Annotated in this window: 17 protein-coding genes; 10 read left to right on the forward strand and 7 right to left on the reverse strand. The window is 37.3% G+C overall.

From position 1 onward, the window contains the following. Positions 1–874: 874 nt before the first annotated feature. From GTH25_RS16085 to GTH25_RS16110, 6 genes are all read left to right on the forward strand, one after another. Entirely contained in the window at positions 875–1,435 is a 561-nt protein-coding gene (locus GTH25_RS16085) for a fimbrial protein (RefSeq protein ID WP_075673048.1), read from the forward strand. 96 nt (positions 1,436–1,531) lie between these two features. Further along, positions 1,532–2,212 carry a fimbrial biogenesis chaperone gene (locus tag GTH25_RS16090; RefSeq protein ID WP_075673049.1) on the forward strand — a complete coding sequence of 227 codons (681 nt, stop codon included), beginning with the start codon at positions 1,532–1,534 and terminating at the stop codon, positions 2,210–2,212. A 36-nt stretch (positions 2,213–2,248) separates the two neighbouring features. Further along, entirely contained in the window at positions 2,249–4,768 is a 2,520-nt protein-coding gene (locus GTH25_RS16095) for a fimbria/pilus outer membrane usher protein (protein WP_156734208.1), read from the forward strand. Then, complete coding sequence (locus GTH25_RS16100; RefSeq protein ID WP_099660502.1) at positions 4,768–5,286, forward strand: fimbrial protein; 519 nt, start codon at positions 4,768–4,770, stop codon at positions 5,284–5,286. The genes GTH25_RS16095 and GTH25_RS16100 overlap by 1 nt, the downstream gene beginning before the upstream one ends. Next, positions 5,286–6,359 carry a fimbrial protein gene (locus tag GTH25_RS16105; protein WP_075673052.1) on the forward strand — a complete coding sequence of 358 codons (1,074 nt, stop codon included), beginning with the start codon at positions 5,286–5,288 and terminating at the stop codon, positions 6,357–6,359. Before GTH25_RS16100 ends, GTH25_RS16105 begins: the two co-directional genes overlap by 1 nt. Before the next feature lie 25 nt (positions 6,360–6,384). Continuing rightward, positions 6,385–6,696, forward strand: coding sequence for a helix-turn-helix domain-containing protein (locus GTH25_RS16110; protein ID WP_075673053.1), 312 nt, complete (start codon positions 6,385–6,387; stop codon positions 6,694–6,696). A gap of 136 nt (positions 6,697–6,832) precedes the next feature. Here GTH25_RS16110 and potD read toward each other — a convergent pair whose 3' ends face one another. The 6 genes from potD to cbrC all read right to left on the reverse strand — a co-directional run bounded on the left by potD (position 6,833) and on the right by cbrC (position 13,305). Then, positions 6,833–7,876: a spermidine/putrescine ABC transporter substrate-binding protein PotD gene (gene potD / locus GTH25_RS16115; RefSeq protein WP_075673054.1), complete on the reverse strand. Its 1,044-nt coding sequence runs from the start codon at positions 7,874–7,876 to the stop codon at positions 6,833–6,835. A 111-nt stretch (positions 7,877–7,987) separates the two neighbouring features. Continuing rightward, positions 7,988–8,767, reverse strand: coding sequence for a spermidine/putrescine ABC transporter permease PotC (gene potC, locus GTH25_RS16120; protein ID WP_075673055.1), 780 nt, complete (start codon positions 8,765–8,767; stop codon positions 7,988–7,990). Then, a complete protein-coding gene (gene potB / locus GTH25_RS16125; protein ID WP_023583058.1) occupies positions 8,764–9,624 on the reverse strand; it encodes a spermidine/putrescine ABC transporter permease PotB in 861 nt (286 codons plus the stop codon). Before potB ends, potC begins: the two co-directional genes overlap by 4 nt. Continuing rightward, complete coding sequence (potA, locus tag GTH25_RS16130) at positions 9,608–10,723, reverse strand: spermidine/putrescine ABC transporter ATP-binding protein PotA (RefSeq protein WP_075673056.1); 1,116 nt, start codon at positions 10,721–10,723, stop codon at positions 9,608–9,610. The genes potB and potA overlap by 17 nt, the downstream gene beginning before the upstream one ends. Positions 10,724–11,267: 544 nt before the next feature. Further along, positions 11,268–12,557: a S8 family peptidase gene (locus GTH25_RS16135; RefSeq protein ID WP_156734210.1), complete on the reverse strand. Its 1,290-nt coding sequence runs from the start codon at positions 12,555–12,557 to the stop codon at positions 11,268–11,270. Positions 12,558–12,717: 160 nt separating this feature from the next. Next, the gene (gene cbrC, locus GTH25_RS16140) at positions 12,718–13,305 is read right to left on the reverse strand and encodes a PF03691 family colicin E2 tolerance protein CbrC (protein WP_075673058.1); all 588 of its coding nucleotides are present in this window, start codon (positions 13,303–13,305) and stop codon (positions 12,718–12,720) included. 265 nt (positions 13,306–13,570) lie between these two features. Here cbrC and dusA point away from each other — a divergent pair, with 265 nt between their 5' ends. Then, positions 13,571–14,509, forward strand: a complete 939-nt coding sequence (dusA, locus tag GTH25_RS16145) for a tRNA dihydrouridine(20/20a) synthase DusA (RefSeq protein WP_228766791.1) — start codon at positions 13,571–13,573, stop codon at positions 14,507–14,509. A 67-nt stretch (positions 14,510–14,576) separates the two neighbouring features. Here the strand turns inward: dusA and GTH25_RS16150 are convergent, their stop codons facing one another. Beyond that, positions 14,577–15,560, reverse strand: a complete 984-nt coding sequence (locus tag GTH25_RS16150; RefSeq protein WP_075673060.1) for a quinone oxidoreductase — start codon at positions 15,558–15,560, stop codon at positions 14,577–14,579. A 153-nt stretch (positions 15,561–15,713) separates the two neighbouring features. On the opposite strand from GTH25_RS16150, the gene dnaB reads away from it, so the two are divergent. From dnaB to GTH25_RS16165, 3 genes are read left to right on the forward strand one after another with little or no spacing between them, the layout of a single operon-like run. Further along, the gene (dnaB, locus tag GTH25_RS16155) at positions 15,714–17,123 is read left to right on the forward strand and encodes a replicative DNA helicase (protein ID WP_036934568.1); all 1,410 of its coding nucleotides are present in this window, start codon (positions 15,714–15,716) and stop codon (positions 17,121–17,123) included. A gap of 40 nt (positions 17,124–17,163) precedes the next feature. Further along, positions 17,164–18,255: an alanine racemase gene (gene alr / locus GTH25_RS16160; RefSeq protein ID WP_156734257.1), complete on the forward strand. Its 1,092-nt coding sequence runs from the start codon at positions 17,164–17,166 to the stop codon at positions 18,253–18,255. A gap of 53 nt (positions 18,256–18,308) precedes the next feature. Further along, positions 18,309–19,505 carry an amino acid aminotransferase gene (locus GTH25_RS16165; RefSeq protein WP_075673062.1) on the forward strand — a complete coding sequence of 399 codons (1,197 nt, stop codon included), beginning with the start codon at positions 18,309–18,311 and terminating at the stop codon, positions 19,503–19,505. Positions 19,506–19,565: the final 60 nt, after the last annotated feature.

Raw genomic sequence — 19,565 nt, forward strand, 5'->3', positions numbered from 1 at the left:
GTGCCTTCAGATTTAAGATTTTATCATTAGAACCGATATTAAAATAAAACCAGCATAATTGCTTTAATCACTTTTATGCAAAAATAATAAAGAAAAAATTGAATGGTGAAACATTTTGTTACAATTAATATCAAGCAGAAAACACATTGATCTACTCCCATAGGTAGTGAAAAAAGTATCATCAATTTTATATTTTTAAAATATGCCTTTTAATTTCAACTTAAAATGAATAAATAATATTTCTACTTTTTTTATAAAATATAAATTTAAAATTTATATTTGAATAAAGAAACAGACAATATTGTCTTTTTTGAACACAAAAAGTGTTATTTTTTGTATCATTCTATAAATAGTTTCACTATGAAATATATTTTATGAAACATCATCTTATAAGTATATTTACATCATCTTTTTAAGATGTTCTCTATTAGAGTCAAATAACAGAGTAAAAACAAAAAGTAAAAAAATGATAAATATCAACATGATACAAGAAAACATAAAAATCATTAGATAAAGTAATATATTTATCCACTTTTTAACACTAACTATTACCGATAGTTATCACGACATCAATAGATACCACCTATAAAACAAGCTAAAAACGATCGTTTAAAACGATTTCTCTATTTTTTTTAGCACATCTATAATTTTTGAAAATTTGACTTAGGTGTGAATATGACTGTTTTATCGTTTTTACGATAATTGCGGTAATCAGCGCTCTGTTAAATATATATAAATAGTCTTACGTTACACGTCTAAAAATAATTTATCCCCTTTTATTCTCTATCTAAGAATAGGAAATAAATAGAGTTAACTGTTAGCTTAATTTATTAAGTTAACGGTTAGATATATATTTAAAAAATAGGAACAATTAATGAAAAAGTTATTATTATCTGCAATTATTACTTCTGCAATGGCAGTTATTGCAGCACCTGCATTTGCAGAAGATACTGGTACTCCTGCACCAACAGAAGTAACAGTCAATGGCGGTACTGTTAACTTTGAAGGTTCTGTTGTAAATGCAGCCTGTGGTGTTGATAGTAGCTCAGCAAATCAAACTGTTCGTTTAGGTCAATTCCGCGTTGCCGAATTTACCAAAAAAGGTGACGAAACAGGTCGTATTCCTTTTAGTATTAAATTAAATAACTGCGATATTACAGTTTCAACATTAGCGGCAATTACTTTTAATGGCACTGCTTCTGATGGCGATGCAAATGCATTTGCATTACAAGGTAGTGGTGCGGCTACAAATGTAGCATTAAAAATTACTGACTCAAGCAGTAAAAATGTTATTCCAGGGCAACCATCAACGACTCAAAAGTTAATTGAGGGCGAAAACCAATTAAATTATAACGCATCTCTAGTTTCAACTGATGATACTGTTAAGGCAGGTAGCGCAAACGTTACCACAAACTTTATGGTTACTTACTCTTAATTGCTAATCATTTTTGATTGATATCTTATTGCCAAGGACGGCATATTTTTATCAAAAAATAATTGTCCTATATTCATTATCTAATGTATTTCTATTATGAAAAAAATACTTACATTCCTTATTATTTTTCTCTTTCCATTATTATCTTACTCTAATGGTGTTTCATTAGGTGCCACACGTATTATTTATAACTCGAATATTAAACAAACCAATCTTGTTATTACTAACTCAGATAAAGAAAATAGCTTTTTAATTCAATCATGGGTTTCTGATAATCAAGGAATTAAAAATAATGATTTTATAGTAACACCTCCTTTATATATTCTTGATGCCAATAAAGAAAATGCATTAAGAATTATGTATACCGGAGCACCATTACCTGAAGATAGAGAAAGTTTATTTTGGATGAATGTAAAAGTGATCCCTTCATTACAAGATGAACTTGCTAAGGAAAATACACTACAAATCGCAATACAGAGCCGAATAAAGCTTTTCTATCGTCCAGGAAATTTACCTGCATATAATGAAAAATTTGCAAATGAGATTTCTTTTTCTTACCAAAATGGTGAGCTTATTGCGAATAATCCAACACCTTATCATATAACTATGGTGAATTTAGCAGTAGTGGATAATCAACTTCCAGCAAGCATCATGATCAATCCGTTATCTCAATTAATGTTAGGAAAAATAAAGAGTAATGCGAAGCTAATTTCATTCCAAACAATCAATGATTATGGCGCACAGACAGCTGTATTAAAAAAAGAAATTTCTCATTAATGATTACATCGGCTCCAAGCTTTTTGGTCAAAAAACATGATTAATAAAAATACAGTTTATTTTTTCTTTTCTGGTGCTATTACTATATCAATGGCTTTGCCATTTTTAGCACACGGTGCAAACCGATTTAATCCTGCATTTTTGGCTGACTCTCCCGATTCTGTCGCTGATTTAAGCTATTTTGAAGCCGGAAATAGTATCAAACCAGGGGATTATCCTCTTGATATTATTTTTAATCATGAATATCTGAGAACAGAAAACATCCGTTTTATTAGCCAAGATAAAAATGTAATCCCTTGTTTAAATAAATCTTTTTATCAATCATTAGCCATTAATACTAAAATATTTTCTAAAATTGAAAATGCCTTAGATAATCAATGTATTAATATTGAAGACATTATTCCTGACTCTATTGTTAATTATGACATTGAGAAGCAAGCATTAAAAATTCAAATTCCTCAAGCCGCTTTAGATCTTAAAGCTCGTGGTTATATTCCACCAGAGAAATGGGATAACGGTATTACTGCGGGAATATTAAATTATACCTTTAGTGGAGCCAATAGTTGGGGAAACTCCCATAATAATAGTTACTATCTAAATCTACGTAGTGGGATCAATATTGGTGCTTGGCGATTAAGAGATTATTCCACTTGGAATTCATCAAATGGAAAAAACCAGTGGAACCACATCAATACTTATCTTCAACGCAATATTGTATCGCTAAAAAGCCAATTACAAATTGGCGACAGTTATACGTCATCAACACTTTTTGACAGCATTAATTTCCGAGGAATTTCCTTAGAAAGCGATGACACCATGTTACCTGATAGTCAAAGAGGTTTTGCTCCTATTGTTAGAGGAATAGCAAATAGTAATGCCAAAGTCGTTATAAGACAAAATGGCTATATTATTTACCAAACCTTTGTCGCTCCTGGAGCATTTGAAATTAAGGATCTCTATCCAACATCAAATAGCGGAGATCTCTATGTTTCTGTTGAAGAAAATGACGGCGGAAAACATGATTATGTCGTACCGTATTCTGCGGTACCCATTTTACAGCGGGAAGGTCAAAAACAATTTGTTATTCAAGCAGGTGAAATTCGCCAAAATAACCAAAATAAAAAGCCACGCTTTTTACAAGGTCACCTAATTTATGGATTGCCTTATGACACAACAGTATATAGTGGAGCTTTAGTTACAGCAGATTATCAATCTTATGCACTTGGGGCCGGTAAAAATATGGGCACCTTGGGCGCATTATCAACGGATATCACTTTTGCTCATAGCAGACTACCTGATGATTCGATATCTGAGGGCTACTCTTTACGTTTTCTCTACGCAAAATCACTTAACCAATTTGGCACTAATTTTCAATTATTAGGCTATCGCTACTCTACTGCTGGATTTTACACATTAGAAGAGACGCTCAACACGCGTATGTCTGGTTATCTCTATGAGGATAATCAACAAACACCTTCACGTTATTTTGATCTGCGTAATCATAAAAAAGGCAGTCTCCAGATCAATTTGTCACAACAACTTGCCGATTATGGCTCTGTTTTTATGACAACACACTGGCAAAACTATTGGGGAACAAATGAGAAAAATGTATTAATACAAACGGGTTATAACGGCAATATCAAAGGACTTTCTTACAACATTATTTATAGTTATAACCGCATGATGAATAGTGGAGAACGAGATCAAACTCTCTCTCTTGGAATTTCTATTCCGTTACAACTTCTTATGCCTTCCGGTTATCAACCCGTCAATAGTGCCTATCTCACTTATAACTACAGCCATAATAATAACGGCTATTCTGCTCATAATGCAGGTGTTGCAGGCACTTTACTCGACGACAATACATTAAATTACAGTGTCCAACAGGGATATAGCAATCAAGGTGGCAGTTATACAGGAAGTGCATCCCTTGGATATCAAAGCCGATATGGCAATCTCAATGCTGGTTATAACTACCATCAAGATGCTCAACAACTCAATTATAGCCTTGCAGGTGGTATGTTGTTACATAGTGAAGGGATCACATTAAGTCAGCCATTAAGTTCAAATACTATTTTAGTCGATGCTGGCAAAACAGCAGATGTACCTATTGATAATGCAACGGGGATTTATACCGATTGGCGTGGATTCGCGGTCATTCCCTATGCCACAGCTTATCGCCAAAACAAAGTTGCTCTTGATACCACCGCCCTCCCTGATAATGTTGAAATTGAGCAAAACATTCAGCAGGTTATCCCTACTCAAGGTGCTGTTATTAAAGTTAACTTTGACGCCAAAACAGGATATCGCTTATTACTGACATTAAGGCAACAAGGACGACCTTTACCTTTCGGTGCAATTGCCACTGATAAGCTAAATAATCTCTCCGGTATTGTGGGCGATGATGGTTTGCTCTACCTCTCTGGTGTACCACTCTCAGGCCTATTAGATGTTCGTTGGGGCAATGGATCGTCCAAACATTGCCAAGTGCGCTATCAACTACCTCTTGAGCAACTTAATGAGCCCTTTGTAAAAATGACACAGGAGTGCCAATAATGCGCAGATTAATGCTTATTTTGGCTTTATTGATGCTTTCTATAAGTAAAGGCAATACTTATGACACTTTAGTTCAAATTAATGCTCGAGTAACTGGCAACACTTGCACGGTAGAAACCAACTCAAAAACAATTACAGTAAAACTAGGTGATATCGCGACTAAAGATTTCACTTCAACGACAATTGCTCAACAACGTACACCTATTATCCCTTTTAGTATTAAGTTGGTAGATTGCCAACCCGAAGCCAGCGGCGTAAAAGTCAGCTTTAAAGGAACACCTTCTGCATCTGATAATACATTACTTGCAGTTAATAAGGATGGTGCTCAAGGCGTTGCTATTGCACTTATGGATAAGTCAGGCACACCTATTGCCATCAATGAAAAAAGCCAATCTTACCTGTTATTGCCTAATCAAGATAATACCTTGCAATTCTACGCCCGATACATCGCAACACATTTGCCAGTCAGTTCAGGGCAAGCTAATGCGACTACAACCTTTTTACTGGAGTACCAATAATGAAATATTCCCTTTCTTTCTTATCATTACTGGTTTTTTTAGTGTTTACTCCTGAAAAGATGGCATGGGCAGTGGCAGATCCTCTTATTGTATCACCTGTACCGATGAATTTTGATGGTGCAGCAGACGGAACACCCGCTGGTACCCCCATCACGTCAACATGGATTGGAGAGACATCTGTTCATAACGGCTTTAAATGTGAGAATAAATTTCTACAAAAATGCTGGGTTGAAACGCTCTATGCTAATGCACTGGGTTCAAAAATAAGTGGGATCTATTATTACGAAGGGAGTAATCGATATCCGGTTTATTCGCTAGCTGGTGTAAAAGGTATTGGTTACGCCTTTGGTTTAAAAGATAACAATGACAATGTTTCTTATGTCCCTATTGATGTCGGCACTGGCTCTAGTGCAACTATTATTTATCCAGCTGTAGGTTCTACCGTAAATAAAGGTGTAGACCGTGTTTCATTAAAAGCAAAAGTTGTCTTTGTTGTTACTGACGAACACTTAGAAACGGGTGTTTATAATATTCCTTACACCGTAATTGCCAATACTTGGTCTGAATATGGCGGAGGGCATAAAGGAAATAACACATCACTTGTCGCAATAAATCCTGTAACAATCACCATTAAAGCTCGTGGTTGCACCGTAAATACCAAAAATCTTACTTATGAATTAGGTGATATCTCAATGAGAGATATGAGTGCTATCGGCTCAACCTCAAAAACACAAACAAAACCCATTTCAGTAACTTGTGATACTAATGTTCACTTGTATGCCAGCATGACCGATCAATCTACTTATTCTAATAATACGGATGTTCTTACATTAACATCAGATTCAGATGCATCAGGTATTGGTATTCAATTTTTCTTTAATGATAACCCGACTCCAGTAACTTATGGGCCTGACATTAGTGCTACAGGACAACCTAACCAACGCTTACTTCATATAACAACATCTAATAACGAAAACTACACATTAAACCTGTCAACTCGGTATATCACGACTGGAACACTAAAACCTGGAAAAGCAAACGGGTTAGCCAGTCTGACTTTTTCTTATCAATAATGATTTGAATTTTTAAGGCTGATAAATGATAGATAACAGCAAAACCATTAATTTTCGTATAGGCCAGCGAATACGCCATTTACGAAAAAAATTAAAATGTTCGGGAACTGTATTTGCTAAAAGATTAGAGATAAGCCAGCAACAGCTTTCTCGTTATGAACGCGGAACAAATAGAATCAGTATCGAGTTAATTTATCGTATCTCTGAGAAATTTGATGTTCATATTAGCTATTTCTTACAAAGTAATCATACTACAAGTATTGAACAACGAAGAAAAACTCAAGAAAAAAATAATCGGTTAATTGCCGAAAGTTGTATTAAGAATGATTTTAATTAAGCGTAGTCTATTTACACTTTTCCTTATCACCGACTCTCTTTTACTTCTCTTTATTTTTAATTAAATAAAAAATGTATTCTCTTCTGTTATAAAAAAGCCACCTTAAAGGTGGCTTTAGCATAAAACATGAAATTTATTAACGACCCGCTTTTAGTTTCTGGTAATAACTTTCATATAACACGGTCGCATCACCAACATCATTTTGCCATTCACCTTTGTTGATAATTTCTTCTGTTGGATAAAGAGAATTATCTTTAGTGATCACATTTGGCAGTAATTTTTGTGCAGCTAGGTTTGGTGTCGGATAACCAATATTCTCCGCAACTTTGGCTGCTATTTCTGGGCGTAATAAGAAGTCGATAAGTTTATGAGCACCTTCAACATTCTTGGCATTGGCAGGAATAGCTAAGCTATCCATCCAGAATATGCCCCCTTCTTTTGGCCACACCATTTCAATAGGAGCACCCGCATCGCGAGCAATAAATGCCGAGCCATTCCAAATCATCCCTAAATTAACTTCCCCTTGCATATAAGGGTTAGCGGGGTTATCTGAATTGAAGGCTAATACGTTTGGCATCAGCTTTTGTAGCTCTTTATAAGCTTCTTCAATCTCTTTAGGATCGGTTGTATTACCTGAATAGCCTAATTTTAATAATGCCATCTGGAAAACTTCACGGGCATCATCGGTTAATAGCAGGCTATCTTTATATTCAGGTTTCCATAAATCTGCCCATGAAGTAATGCTACTGACATCAACTTCATCACTATTAATACCAATAGCGGTCGCACCCCAAATATAAGGGATGGAATAATCATTTTCTGGGTCGAATGACTTATGTAATAAACTAGGATCGAGATTATCAAAATGCGTTAATTTTGATTTATCGATTTTTTGTAGCATTCCTTCATGGCTCATTTTAGAAATAAAATAAGTGGAAGGAACCACCAAGTCATAAGCACCCTCTTTGTAGGTCTTTAACTTGGTATACATGCTTTCGTTGGATTCATAGGTGGAGTAAATCACCTTAATCCCAGTTTCTTTCGTAAACTGTTCAAGCAAACCAGGCGGCACATACTCCGTCCAGTTGTAGAAATATAATGTCTTACCATCATCAGCCGATGCTGTGCCGATACTTAATGCCATTACGCTGGCAGCAAGTACTGAGGACCACTTTTTCATTTATGTTTCCTTCAGTGGTTGATGCGTTAATATCAAATAGGCAGCGAGCCTACCTCCAACAGATTGGTCTTTAAGACCCCAAAAGTGCGAGAAACTCGCACTAATACATGATTACGCTTTGCCAGTTCTGTCTTTCAAAATCAACTGACTAATTAATACTAATATTAATGATAGACCTAAAAGGATGGTTGCAAGCGCATTCACTTCCGGTGAAACCCCGACTTTTACCATTGAGTAAATTTTCAGTGGTAAAATTTCATAGCTTGGGCCCGTCACAAAAGAGGAAACTACAACGTCGTCCATAGATAACGTAAAGCTTAATAACCAACCTGAAGCTACTGCTGGCATCGCCAGAGGCATAATGATTTTACGTAAAATAGTAAATTCACCTGCCCCTAAGTCTTTCGCCGCTTCCAACATTTTCACATCAAATCCACTTAATCGTGAATACACTGTGACCACAACAAAAGGTAGGCAAAATGTAATATGTGAAAATAGAAGCGACCAAAATCCTAATGAAACACCTAGGATCATAAACAGTACAAGCAACGAAATCGCCATAACAATATCTGGCGACATCATCACAACAAACAGCATACCACCGACAAATTTTTTACCACGAAAACGGTAGCGATAAAGAGCAACTGCCGCTAATGAGCCAATTAATGTCGCAAACGTTGCAGAAGTGACCGCCATTGTTAATGAATGTCCAGCTGCTTGAAGCAGACTGTCATTATTAAATAAAATGGTGTACCAATCTGTGGTAAATCCTTTCCAATTAATCCCGAAACGTGATGAGTTAAAAGAGTTAACTATCAGAATGATGATCGGGATATAAAGATACGCGTAAATAATGGACATAAATCCACCACGCAATAACCGTCCTATCATTCTATTTCTACCTTCTTATGCAGTAACTTCACAGCTCGGTAATACACAAACAGCATTAATCCCATCACTAATGTTAAGCAAATACTGGTGGCTGCACCGAAAGGCCAGTCACGAATATTTAAGAATTGGCTCTTAATTACGTTACCAATTAATAAATTTTTCGCGCCACCCATTAGATCAGCAACAAAGAATAAGCCCATAGCAGGTAGCATTACGAGTAAACAACCCGCAATAATCCCCGGCATTGTTAATGGAATAATGATACGAATAAAGGTCTGAAATTTATTAGCACCTAGATCACGCGCCGCTTCTAAACAAGGTTTGTCTAACTTTTCAATGCTGGAATATAACGGTAATACCATAAAAGGTAATAAAATATAAACCAGCCCCAGTACAACCGCTTCTGGGGTATAAATAATTCTGAGTGGTTTATCAATAAGTCCAATCCACAACAGGAATTCGTTAAAATAACCTTTGGTACTTAGGAATATCTTTAATCCATAAATACGAATAAGCGAGTTTGTCCAAAAGGGTACAATCAATAAAAACAACATCAGTGGCTGTATTTTTTTAGGCATTTTTGCAAGGAAATATGCAAAGGGATAACCTAATAATAAACAAGCTAACGTTGCGACCACCGCCATATTAATAGAATGCAGTAATACTTCTGCATACATAGGATCAAATAAGCGATAATAGTTATCGAGTGTAAAGACCATCTCGACAAGATTGGCATCATCACGCGTTAAAAAACTGGTCGCAATGATCATGATATTCGGCAAGAAGACGAACACCATCAACCAACCCACAACACCGGTAATTACGATGTTTTGAAATAGTTTACGTGTTTTCTTCATCTGCCAGCACGACCTCCCAGCTTTCAACCCAAGTTACTGCGATTTTTTGGTCTAACGAGTGATCAACATCTGGATCATCTTCATTAAAGAACTCACTGACCATCACCACCTTGCCATTTTCCATTTCAACAACGGAATCTAGCGTCATGCCTTTATAGTTACGTTCACGAACATAACCAATTAGCCCTGGAAGGTTTTCGAGATCGTGAATTTCTTCAACACGGAGATCTTCAGGTCGAAGCAATACTTTGAGTTGCTGGTTTTGTGTCACAGGTAATGTGGTATAAATATCACATTCATGGCCTTCAACATCAGCACGGATACGCGTTTCATCAATACGATGAAGAACGCGAGCATCAAAAATATTAATTTCACCTATAAATTGCGCAACAAACAGATTTGTTGGCTCTTCATAAATTTCACGCGGAGTACCATCTTGCTCAATACGTCCTTCACGCATCACCACGATCCGGTCTGACATCGTCAGCGCCTCTTCTTGGTCATGAGTCACGAAAATAAAGGTGATCCCTAATTTACGTTGTAAGGCTTTTAATTCATTTTGCATCTGTTTACGTAATTTGTAATCCAGTGCAGATAATGATTCATCAAGCAATAAGACCTTTGGTTTATTCACCACAGCACGCGCAATCGCGACACGTTGTTGTTGCCCACCAGAAAGATGTGCAGGGCGACGTTGTGCGAAATCTTCAAGTTGCACCATACGCAAAGCTTCTTCAACGCGGATGTTAATCTCATCAGCAGGTGTTTTCTGCATACGAAGACCAAATGCGACGTTTTCAAAAACAGTCATATGTGGGAAAAGCGCGTAACTTTGAAAAACCGTATTTACAAAACGTTGTTCCGCTGGAATATCCGTAATATCTTGCCCATCAAGGATAATTTGCCCATCGTCAACGTCTTCTAAACCCGCAATTAAACGCAAAACCGTCGTCTTACCACAGCCCGAGGGACCGAGGATGGTTAAAAACTCGCCATGGTTGATAGTGAGATCGAGGCGGGAAATAATTTGTTTTCCGTCGAAACCTTTACTTAAGGATTTTAATTCGACAACTGGTATCAGAGATGTTTTCTCAGTCATTTAAGGTAATACTCTATCCCGAAGAATAATGCAGATAGAACCGCCACTGGAAAAGACTGTGTGAGCTGCCGGAGCATTATGCTCCACAGAAGCCCAAAACCAGCGACGCCGTATGTATAGTACAAGCGGAAAATGATAAACGCAGTGGCGTGAAATTGAAAGCAAAAAGGCGCATAAACAATGAAAAACTATTCATATTTAAGTTTTTCATCATAAACTATGCTCTTTAGGGTTTATGCTAAAAATACAGTAAAATCAAAATGCTATTAATTTATATAAATCACAAAAATCACTTAAGTTTATGATTAAATAAATTTTCTCTCAGAAGTTATCTAATCGCCTTATTTTCCTATACAAACTTATTATCACGTTTATTTGTAACACAATTTTATAATTATTATTTACACAAAAAGTGGATTAAATTGTGCTTATTTTTAGATCCCAATCTTATTAGGATGATAAAAACTTTATATATCATATAGATGAAATTTAAATAACACCCCCTAATATTTAGGAGGTGCTAAAGGAATTAACACTATTGTACTTAATGACGTTTTATTAGTTTTTTTAAATACAGAATGGCGTTATTCACATTGGGTAAAGGTCCAATTTTGCCATTTAACAGTGGAAAAGTGCCTGTTCTAATTAATAAGTCACGCATTTGTATCGGTGTTAACACACTGTTTGTATGGTCTTTATACCAAGATTGGATCACAGCGGCAGCTCCCGCAACTAAAGCACTGGCTGACGATGTACCACTAAAATTAGCCGTATAAGTATGGTTATCATCACTTCGAAATAGATCACCATAACCCGCAGTTGCAACATCCTCTCCCCATGCTTGTACATGAATAGGTGAACCGTGTGTTGAGAAAGGTAATCGATTTAATGTATAAGGTGAGCCGGCACCAACACGTATTGAATTATTATCATGACGTTGTCGATAACTTTCATAAACAGGTAAATCTAGATCTACCCCTCCATTACCTGCAGCCATAATCACTATGATCCCAGCATCGGTTAAAGCACGAGTTGCTTCCCAAATATGCATTTCATAATCCGCAGGTACATAAGCCTGATGCTCACAGATTGTTTGCATTTCGTATAAAACAATATCACCAGCATGTAGTATGCGTTTACTCGCGATAATCGCATCGATACGTCCACAAGTTAATTCAGAGATGGCATAAAACATATCTAATTTATAAGCGAGTCCAGTGATCCCTTTGCCATCATTTTTCCCCATAATTAAGCCAGCGACTGCTGTTCCATGATCTGCCTGACTAGTTTTTTCATTGAAAGGTAATAATGATGTAATGTTATCCGTTGATAAATCATGATGAGAAAGATTGAAATCCCATTCAATATCAGCGATTTGTACTCCTTGCCCGTATGCTTCTTGTTTCCATGCTTCACAAATCCCAAGCCCTTTAATTTTATTAATATTCGCCGTTGTTTTTTCTGGCGAATTTAAATATTGCTGATATTGAGTAAAATCAGGCGTAATATTAGGAGGTTCAATAGGCTGTATAGGCACTGTTTGTACATATTCAATGTCAGGGTGTTGTCTTAATGCTTTAATAACTTCATCTAAAGGATAATGATTATTCTCCGGTAAATTTAGATAATAATATTTATTTAGATCATTAAAGTTTATTGAAATAGAATCAATATAACTTTTTGGTGGTAATTGATGAACAGATGATGTTACCGGAACTAAGGGTATATTATTGAAAAGGGAATGATGCATTTCATGGGAAGTAGGAAGTGACAATTTTTTATTATCACAATCAAGATTGTTTAATTTTATAAGGATCTTTCTTTTAATATTCATAATCAATGCTCCTCTTTTTATTTTTTTGCTTTATAGCGTAAAATATTGAGCAGTGACTATTTCCATTTTTAATAGAGATAATATAAATAGGTTATTTTTAAAAAAATTAATATTAAATCTATATTATAAAAATAGACTTAATATTAATTGAGTGATGTTTTTAACTAAAATCGATATGTAGACGTAGTTTTCCACAACAGCAACACTTAAATAAATAACCTTGGCAATGGCCTTCATTAGTTAAATTATTAGGTAAATCATCCAGATTCATACCTATCTCACCAATATCTTCTGCCAAAGAAACAAATTCATCTAATTTATCAGCAATATCTTCCCATCCAACATAACCAACAAATGCACAAAGATCGCCACAATGTGTAAGCCAATGTTCTTGTTGCCATCCTTGATATCCCGGCGTTCTACGGATCAACTCTTCAAGATTTTCTTTAGGTACACCTGACTGATAACCTGAATATTCACCGTTACTATCATAGGTTGATAATATTCCTTCAACAGAAGAGAGATCTTGAAAATCACCTTCAAATTTCTCACTGGCAGAGCCATCTGCAATACACCAAGGACAAAGCGCTTCAATATCATCAACACTAAAAAAAGGCCCTTCGTAATAAATATTGGTTTCCTTTCCACAACAATCACATATAACGGTATCATCTGTGATAAAAGCACCTGTTTTTATCGGTTCAGGATGATATTTGAAATAAGGTAATGCTCTTTTTTCTGTTGGCATTATGTTTTCCTATTTTATAGTTTATTATCACTTATCTTCAGCTTTATAAAATCATCCTAGCATCAGATCCAGCATGTGTAAGCTATCCTCTATGCTATAATGCGCGCTCATTTTATCTCCTTAACAATTTAGAGATAATCACCGCCTAAATAGACGAAAGAATTACAACATGTTAGAAAATATAGAACTTAATAAATCAACAGAAAATCATGATGTTAATAGCAATTCAAAAGAATATAGTTTGAACCGCTTCTCTGTTGCGCCGATGCTAGACTGGACTGATCGTCATTGTCGTTATTTCTTTCGTCAATTAAGTAAAAATACGTTGCTTTATACTGAAATGGTCACAACAGGTGCCATTATTCACGGTAAAGGTGACTATCTAAAATACAGTGAAGAAGAACACCCAGTTTCTTTACAGTTAGGTGGAAGCGATCCCCAAGCTTTGGCGCAATGTGCAAAATTGGCACAAGAGCGTGGCTATGATGAAATTAATTTAAATGTGGGTTGTCCTTCAGATCGCGTACAAAATGGGCGCTTTGGTGCTTGTTTAATGGGAGATGCGCAACTCGTCGCTGATTGTGTGAAAGCGATGCGCGATGTCGTTGATATTCCTGTCACAGTAAAAACACGTATTGGTATTGATGATCAAGATAGCTATGAATTTCTATGTGATTTTATTGATACGGTTAGCCGTGATAATAACTGTGATACCTTTATTATTCATGCACGTAAAGCATGGCTATCAGGTTTAAGTCCAAAAGAGAATCGTGAGGTTCCACCTTTAGATTATCCTCGTGTTTATCAGTTAAAGCGTGATTTCTCGCATCTCACTATGGCGATTAATGGTGGTATTAAGTCACTAGAAGAAGCGAAGGAACATTTAAAATATATGGATGGTGTTATGGTTGGTCGTGAAGCTTATCAAAACCCATCTATTCTAGCGCATGTTGATCATGAGCTTTTTGATAATCAGTTGCCTATTGCTGATGCCGTCGCGGCAGTAAGAGCAATGTATCCTTATATTGAAAAAGAGCTTTCACAAGGCACTTATTTAGGTCATGTAACTCGTCATATGTTGGGAATTTTCCAAGGTATTCCAGGTGCTAGACAATGGCGTCGTCATTTAAGTGAAAATGCCCATAAACAAGGTGCTGATTTATCTGTTTTAGAAAATGCTCTTAAATTTGTCACTGAAAAATAATTGAAGAATAAGTATTTAAAACCTGTCTACTTTATTTCAAACAGGTTTTAAATCTTACAAATAATAATTAAGGAATAAGTAAGCTTGATCCTTGGGATTGTCTACTTTCAAGATAACGGTGTGCATCTTTCGCATCTGCTAAAGCAAATTTCTGATTATCAGGTACACTTACATTAATTTTACCGCTACCAATTAATGCAAATAACGCTTCACTTGCAGCATCTAGCTCTTCACGCGTTGTGATATAACCTGAAATAGATGGGCGCGTGACATACAAAGAACCTTTTTTATTGAGGATACCTAAATCAACGCCAGTTACTGCACCTGATGCGTTACCAAAACTCACCATTAAGCCACGACGTTGTAAACAGTCTAATGAATCTAACCAAGTTGCTTTACCAACAGAGTCATAAACAACGGGTACTTTTTGGTTATTAGTCAACGCCAAGACACGTTCTACAATAGACTCAGTCTGGTAATTAATGACTTCCCATGCACCTGCCGCTTTTGCTTTGGCGACCTTTTGATCACTGCCTGCTGTACCAATCATTTTTGCACCAATAGCTTTCGCCCACTGGCTTGCAATTAAACCAACACCACCAGCCGCTGCGTGGAATAAGAAGGTTTCACCGGCTTGTAGTTTATAGGTTTCATTGAAAAGATAATAAACCGTTAATCCTTTTAAAAAAGAGGCTGCGGCTTGTTCAAAAGAGATGTTATCAGGCAGGCGTGCTACTTTATTTTCTGGTACATTATGCGTATCACTATAAGCCCCTAACGAAGACTGCGCATATACAACTCTATCCCCTTCTTTTAGTGAAGTTACTTTAGCGCCTGTTTTGATAATAATGCCCGCAGCTTCAGTGCCTAATCCACTAGGAAAGTGGCTTACAGGATATAACCCACTACGTACATAAGTATCAATATAGTTAATACCAATTGCCTTATTGGCAACCTGAACTTCGTGTTCACCAAGAGGAGCAGGTGTAAATGTTGCTAGCTCAAGAACATCAGCAGTGCCATGAGTCGCAAATTGAATACGTTTAGCCATTACTATCTCCTTTATAGGATAAGAGGTTAAATAAGCGAGCACAAAAAACCTTTAGAGATAATGACAAAGGATAGCTATTTCTACAAGGCACAGATAATTGGGTTAGCGTATACTAGAGCGTACTGACACTTTTTCGATTTTTATGCAGGATTTATGGCCAGAAATAAGACCACTGACAAGCTGATGTCTGATATCAAAGACCGACAAATGGAGGGATTAAAACTACCTCCCCATTCGCTGGAAGCAGAGCAGTCCGTGTTAGGCGGTCTGATGATAGATAATGAACGTTGGGATAATGTTTCTGAGCGAGTCACCGCAGAAGACTTTTATAGCCGCCCTCATCGTACTATTTTCTCGCAAATGCAACGCTTGCTGGAACTAGGTAAACCTATCGATCTTATTACGCTATCAGAAGCATTAGAACAAAATGCTGAACTAGACAGCGTGGGGGGTTTTGCTTACTTAGCAGAGCTTTCAAAAAATACGCCAAGTGCGGCGAACATTAACGCTTATGCGGATATCGTCCGAGAACGTGCGGTTGTTCGCGATATGATAAAAGTTGCCAATGAAATTGCAGATGCAGGTTTTGATCCTCAGGGACGCACTAGTGAAGATCTACTCGACTTTGCCGAATCTAGAGTATTCCAAATCGCTGAAACTCGAGCCAATAAAGACGAAGGCCCTAAAGCAATAGAGGCTATTTTAGAAGAAACTGTTGAAAAAATAGAACAGCTCTATCAAAAACCTCATGATGGTGTCACTGGGGTTTCGAGTGGTTATCAAGATCTTGATAAAAAAACCGCAGGATTACAAAAGTCAGATTTAATTATTGTCGCAGCACGTCCTTCTATGGGTAAAACCACATTTGCCATGAACTTATGTGAAAATGCGGCAATGACCGAAGAAAAACCTGTACTTATCTTCAGCTTAGAGATGCCCGGTAACCAAATCATGATGCGTATGTTGGCATCATTATCTCGTGTCGATCAGACAAGAATTCGTACAGGCCAGCTTGATGATGAGGATTGGGCTCGTATTTCAAGCACCATGGGTATTTTGCTTGAAAAACGCAATATGTATATCGATGACTCATCAGGTTTAACCCCAACAGAAGTACGCTCTCGTGCTCGTCGAATTTATCGTGAACATGGCGGTTTAAGCCTTATCATGATTGACTACTTGCAGCTAATGAGAGTACCTTCATTATCTGAAAACAGAACACTAGAAATTGCTGAAATTTCTCGTTCGTTAAAAGCATTAGCTAAAGAACTACAAGTTCCCGTGGTTGCACTATCACAGTTAAACCGTAGTTTGGAACAACGTGCTGATAAACGCCCTGTTAACTCCGACTTACGTGAATCAGGCTCTATTGAGCAAGATGCTGACCTTATCATGTTTATTTATCGTGACGAGGTTTACCACGAAAGTAGCGATTTAAAAGGTGTTGCAGAAATCATCATCGGTAAACAACGTAACGGCCCAATTGGTACAGTAAGGCTTACCTTTAACGGCCAATGGTCACGCTTTGATAACTATGCTGGCCCTGCTTACGACGATGAATAATCACTAACCTTGACTTAATTAAAGGAAGTATTGGAATAATATGAAAGCGGCAACCGCAGTGATAGATCGCCGCGCTCTGCGTCACAATTTTCAGCATGTGAGAGACTATGCCCCACATAGCCACCTGATAGCTGTCGTGAAAGCAAACGCTTATGGTCATGGGTTATTAGAAACAGCATATACCTTAATGGATAATGCTGATTGTTTTGGTGTTGCACGTATTGGTGAAGCATTAACCTTACGAAGTGGGGGTGTTGTAAAACCCATTCTCCTGTTAGAAGGTTTTTTTGATGTCGTTGACCTACCTATTTTAGTTGTTAACCACATTGAAACCGTTGTTCATAGCCAAGAACAATTAGAAGCATTAGAACAAGCTGACTTAGATGAACCCGTCAAAGTATGGATGAAAATCGATACGGGTATGCACCGTTTAGGGATACGTCCTGAGGACGCACAAGCCTTCTATTTACGGCTTTCCGCCTGCAAAAATGTACAACAACCTGTCAATATTGTGAGCCATTTTAGTCGTGCTGATGAACCCGATGTTCCTGAGGCGACACAAAAACAAATCTCGCTATTTCAAGATTTTATTCAAGATAAAGCCGGTGATAAATCTATCGCAGCTTCTGCTGGTATTTTATTTTGGCCTCAAGTCCATTATCAGTGGGTTCGCCCCGGTATTATCACTTATGGTATCTCTCCTACTGGTGATGAAAGAACGGGCAAAGACTTTGGCTTAACCCCTGCAATGACGCTAAAAACAAGCCTGATTGCTGTTCGTAAACATAAAGCTGGTGAGCCTGTTGGTTATGGTGGCACATGGGTAAGTGAAAAAGACACTTATCTTGGTGTGATCGCAATTGGCTACGGCGATGGCTATCCCCGCAGCGCACCTTCAGGTACTCCTGTGTGGATAAATGGTCGAAAAGTGCCTATTGTTGGTCGCGTTTCGATGGATATGATCAGCGTCGATTTGGGGACTGAACTGATTGATAGTGTTGGTGATGAAGCTATTTTATGGGGAGATGTGTTGCCGGTAGAAGAAATTGCCAAATATAGTGGTATTAGCGCCTATGAGTTGATTACCAAATTAACCTCGCGCGTCATCATGGAATACCTAGACGAACAATAATACACACGATATTGTATCCCTATGACACACTAAAAGTGATTGGAGAAGAAGCCGTGTTTCAACAGGTTGAAGCGTTTCCGGGAGATCCGATTCTCTCATTGATGGATGTTTATAACAAAGACCCACGTCAGGATAAAATTAATTTAAGCATTGGTCTTTATTATGACGAAGAAGGCAAGACCCCTATTTTAGGAACAGTTTCAGTTGCACGTCAGCAACTCAATGCCATGACACCCACCGCAACACTTTATTTACCAATGGAAGGGCTGGCGCCTTATCGTAGCGAAATTCAAGATCTCCTTTTCGGTGCAGATAATCCTCTAATTGCAGAAAAGAAAATTGCCACGATCCAAACATTAGGTGGATCAGGCGCATTAAAAGTGGGTGCTGATTTTCTGCATCGTTATTTCCCTGGTTCAGAAGTGTGGATAAGTGATCCAACTTGGGATAATCATGGTTCTATTTTTGCAGGCTCAGGCTTCAAAGTGAATCACTACCCTTACTTTGATCCTGAAACCAAAGGCGTAAAATTTGAAGCTCTGTTAGATTGCTTTAAAAAACTGCCTGAAAAAAGCATTGTATTGATGCACCCTTGCTGCCATAACCCAACAGGTTCCGATCTAACTAAAGATCAATGGGATCAAGTCACTGAAGTATTGAAAGCTCGCCAAGCCATCCCATTCTTAGATATTGCTTATCAAGGCTTTGCCGAAAACTTAGATGACGACGCTTATGCTATTCGCACTATGGCAAAAGCAGGATTACCGATACTTATCAGTAACTCTTTTTCAAAAATATTTGGGATCTACGGTGAACGCGCGGGCGGATTATCCATTGTTTGTGATAATGCCACTGAATGCGAACACGTATTAGGTCAGCTAAAAGCGGGTGTACGCCGTATCTATTCAAGCCCTGCAAACTATGGCGCGCAAATTGTTAATAAAGTGCTATCAGACCAAGTTTTAACTGCACAATGGCAAAAAGAAGTCGCGCATATGCGTGACCGTATTAAAGAAATGCGCGTGACTTTAGTCGAAGCTTTAAAAGTTGCTCTGCCTGAAAAGAATTTTGATCATCTATTAACTCAACGCGGTATGTTTAGCTATACCGGCTTTACACAAGCACAAGTTGATAGATTACGTGACGAATTTGGCATTTATCTTGTCGGTACGGGTCGTGTTTGTATGGCAGGTGTTAATACAGGTAATGTTCAGCGCATTGCCCAAGCCTTTGCTGCTGTGAGTATCTAAGTCAATCAACGTGATTTCATGATAAAAAATACCTGCCTATTCTCATAAGCAGGTATTTCT

The organism is Proteus terrae subsp. cibarius (genome assembly GCF_011045835.1).
Lineage (GTDB): Bacteria > Pseudomonadota > Gammaproteobacteria > Enterobacterales > Enterobacteriaceae > Proteus > Proteus cibarius.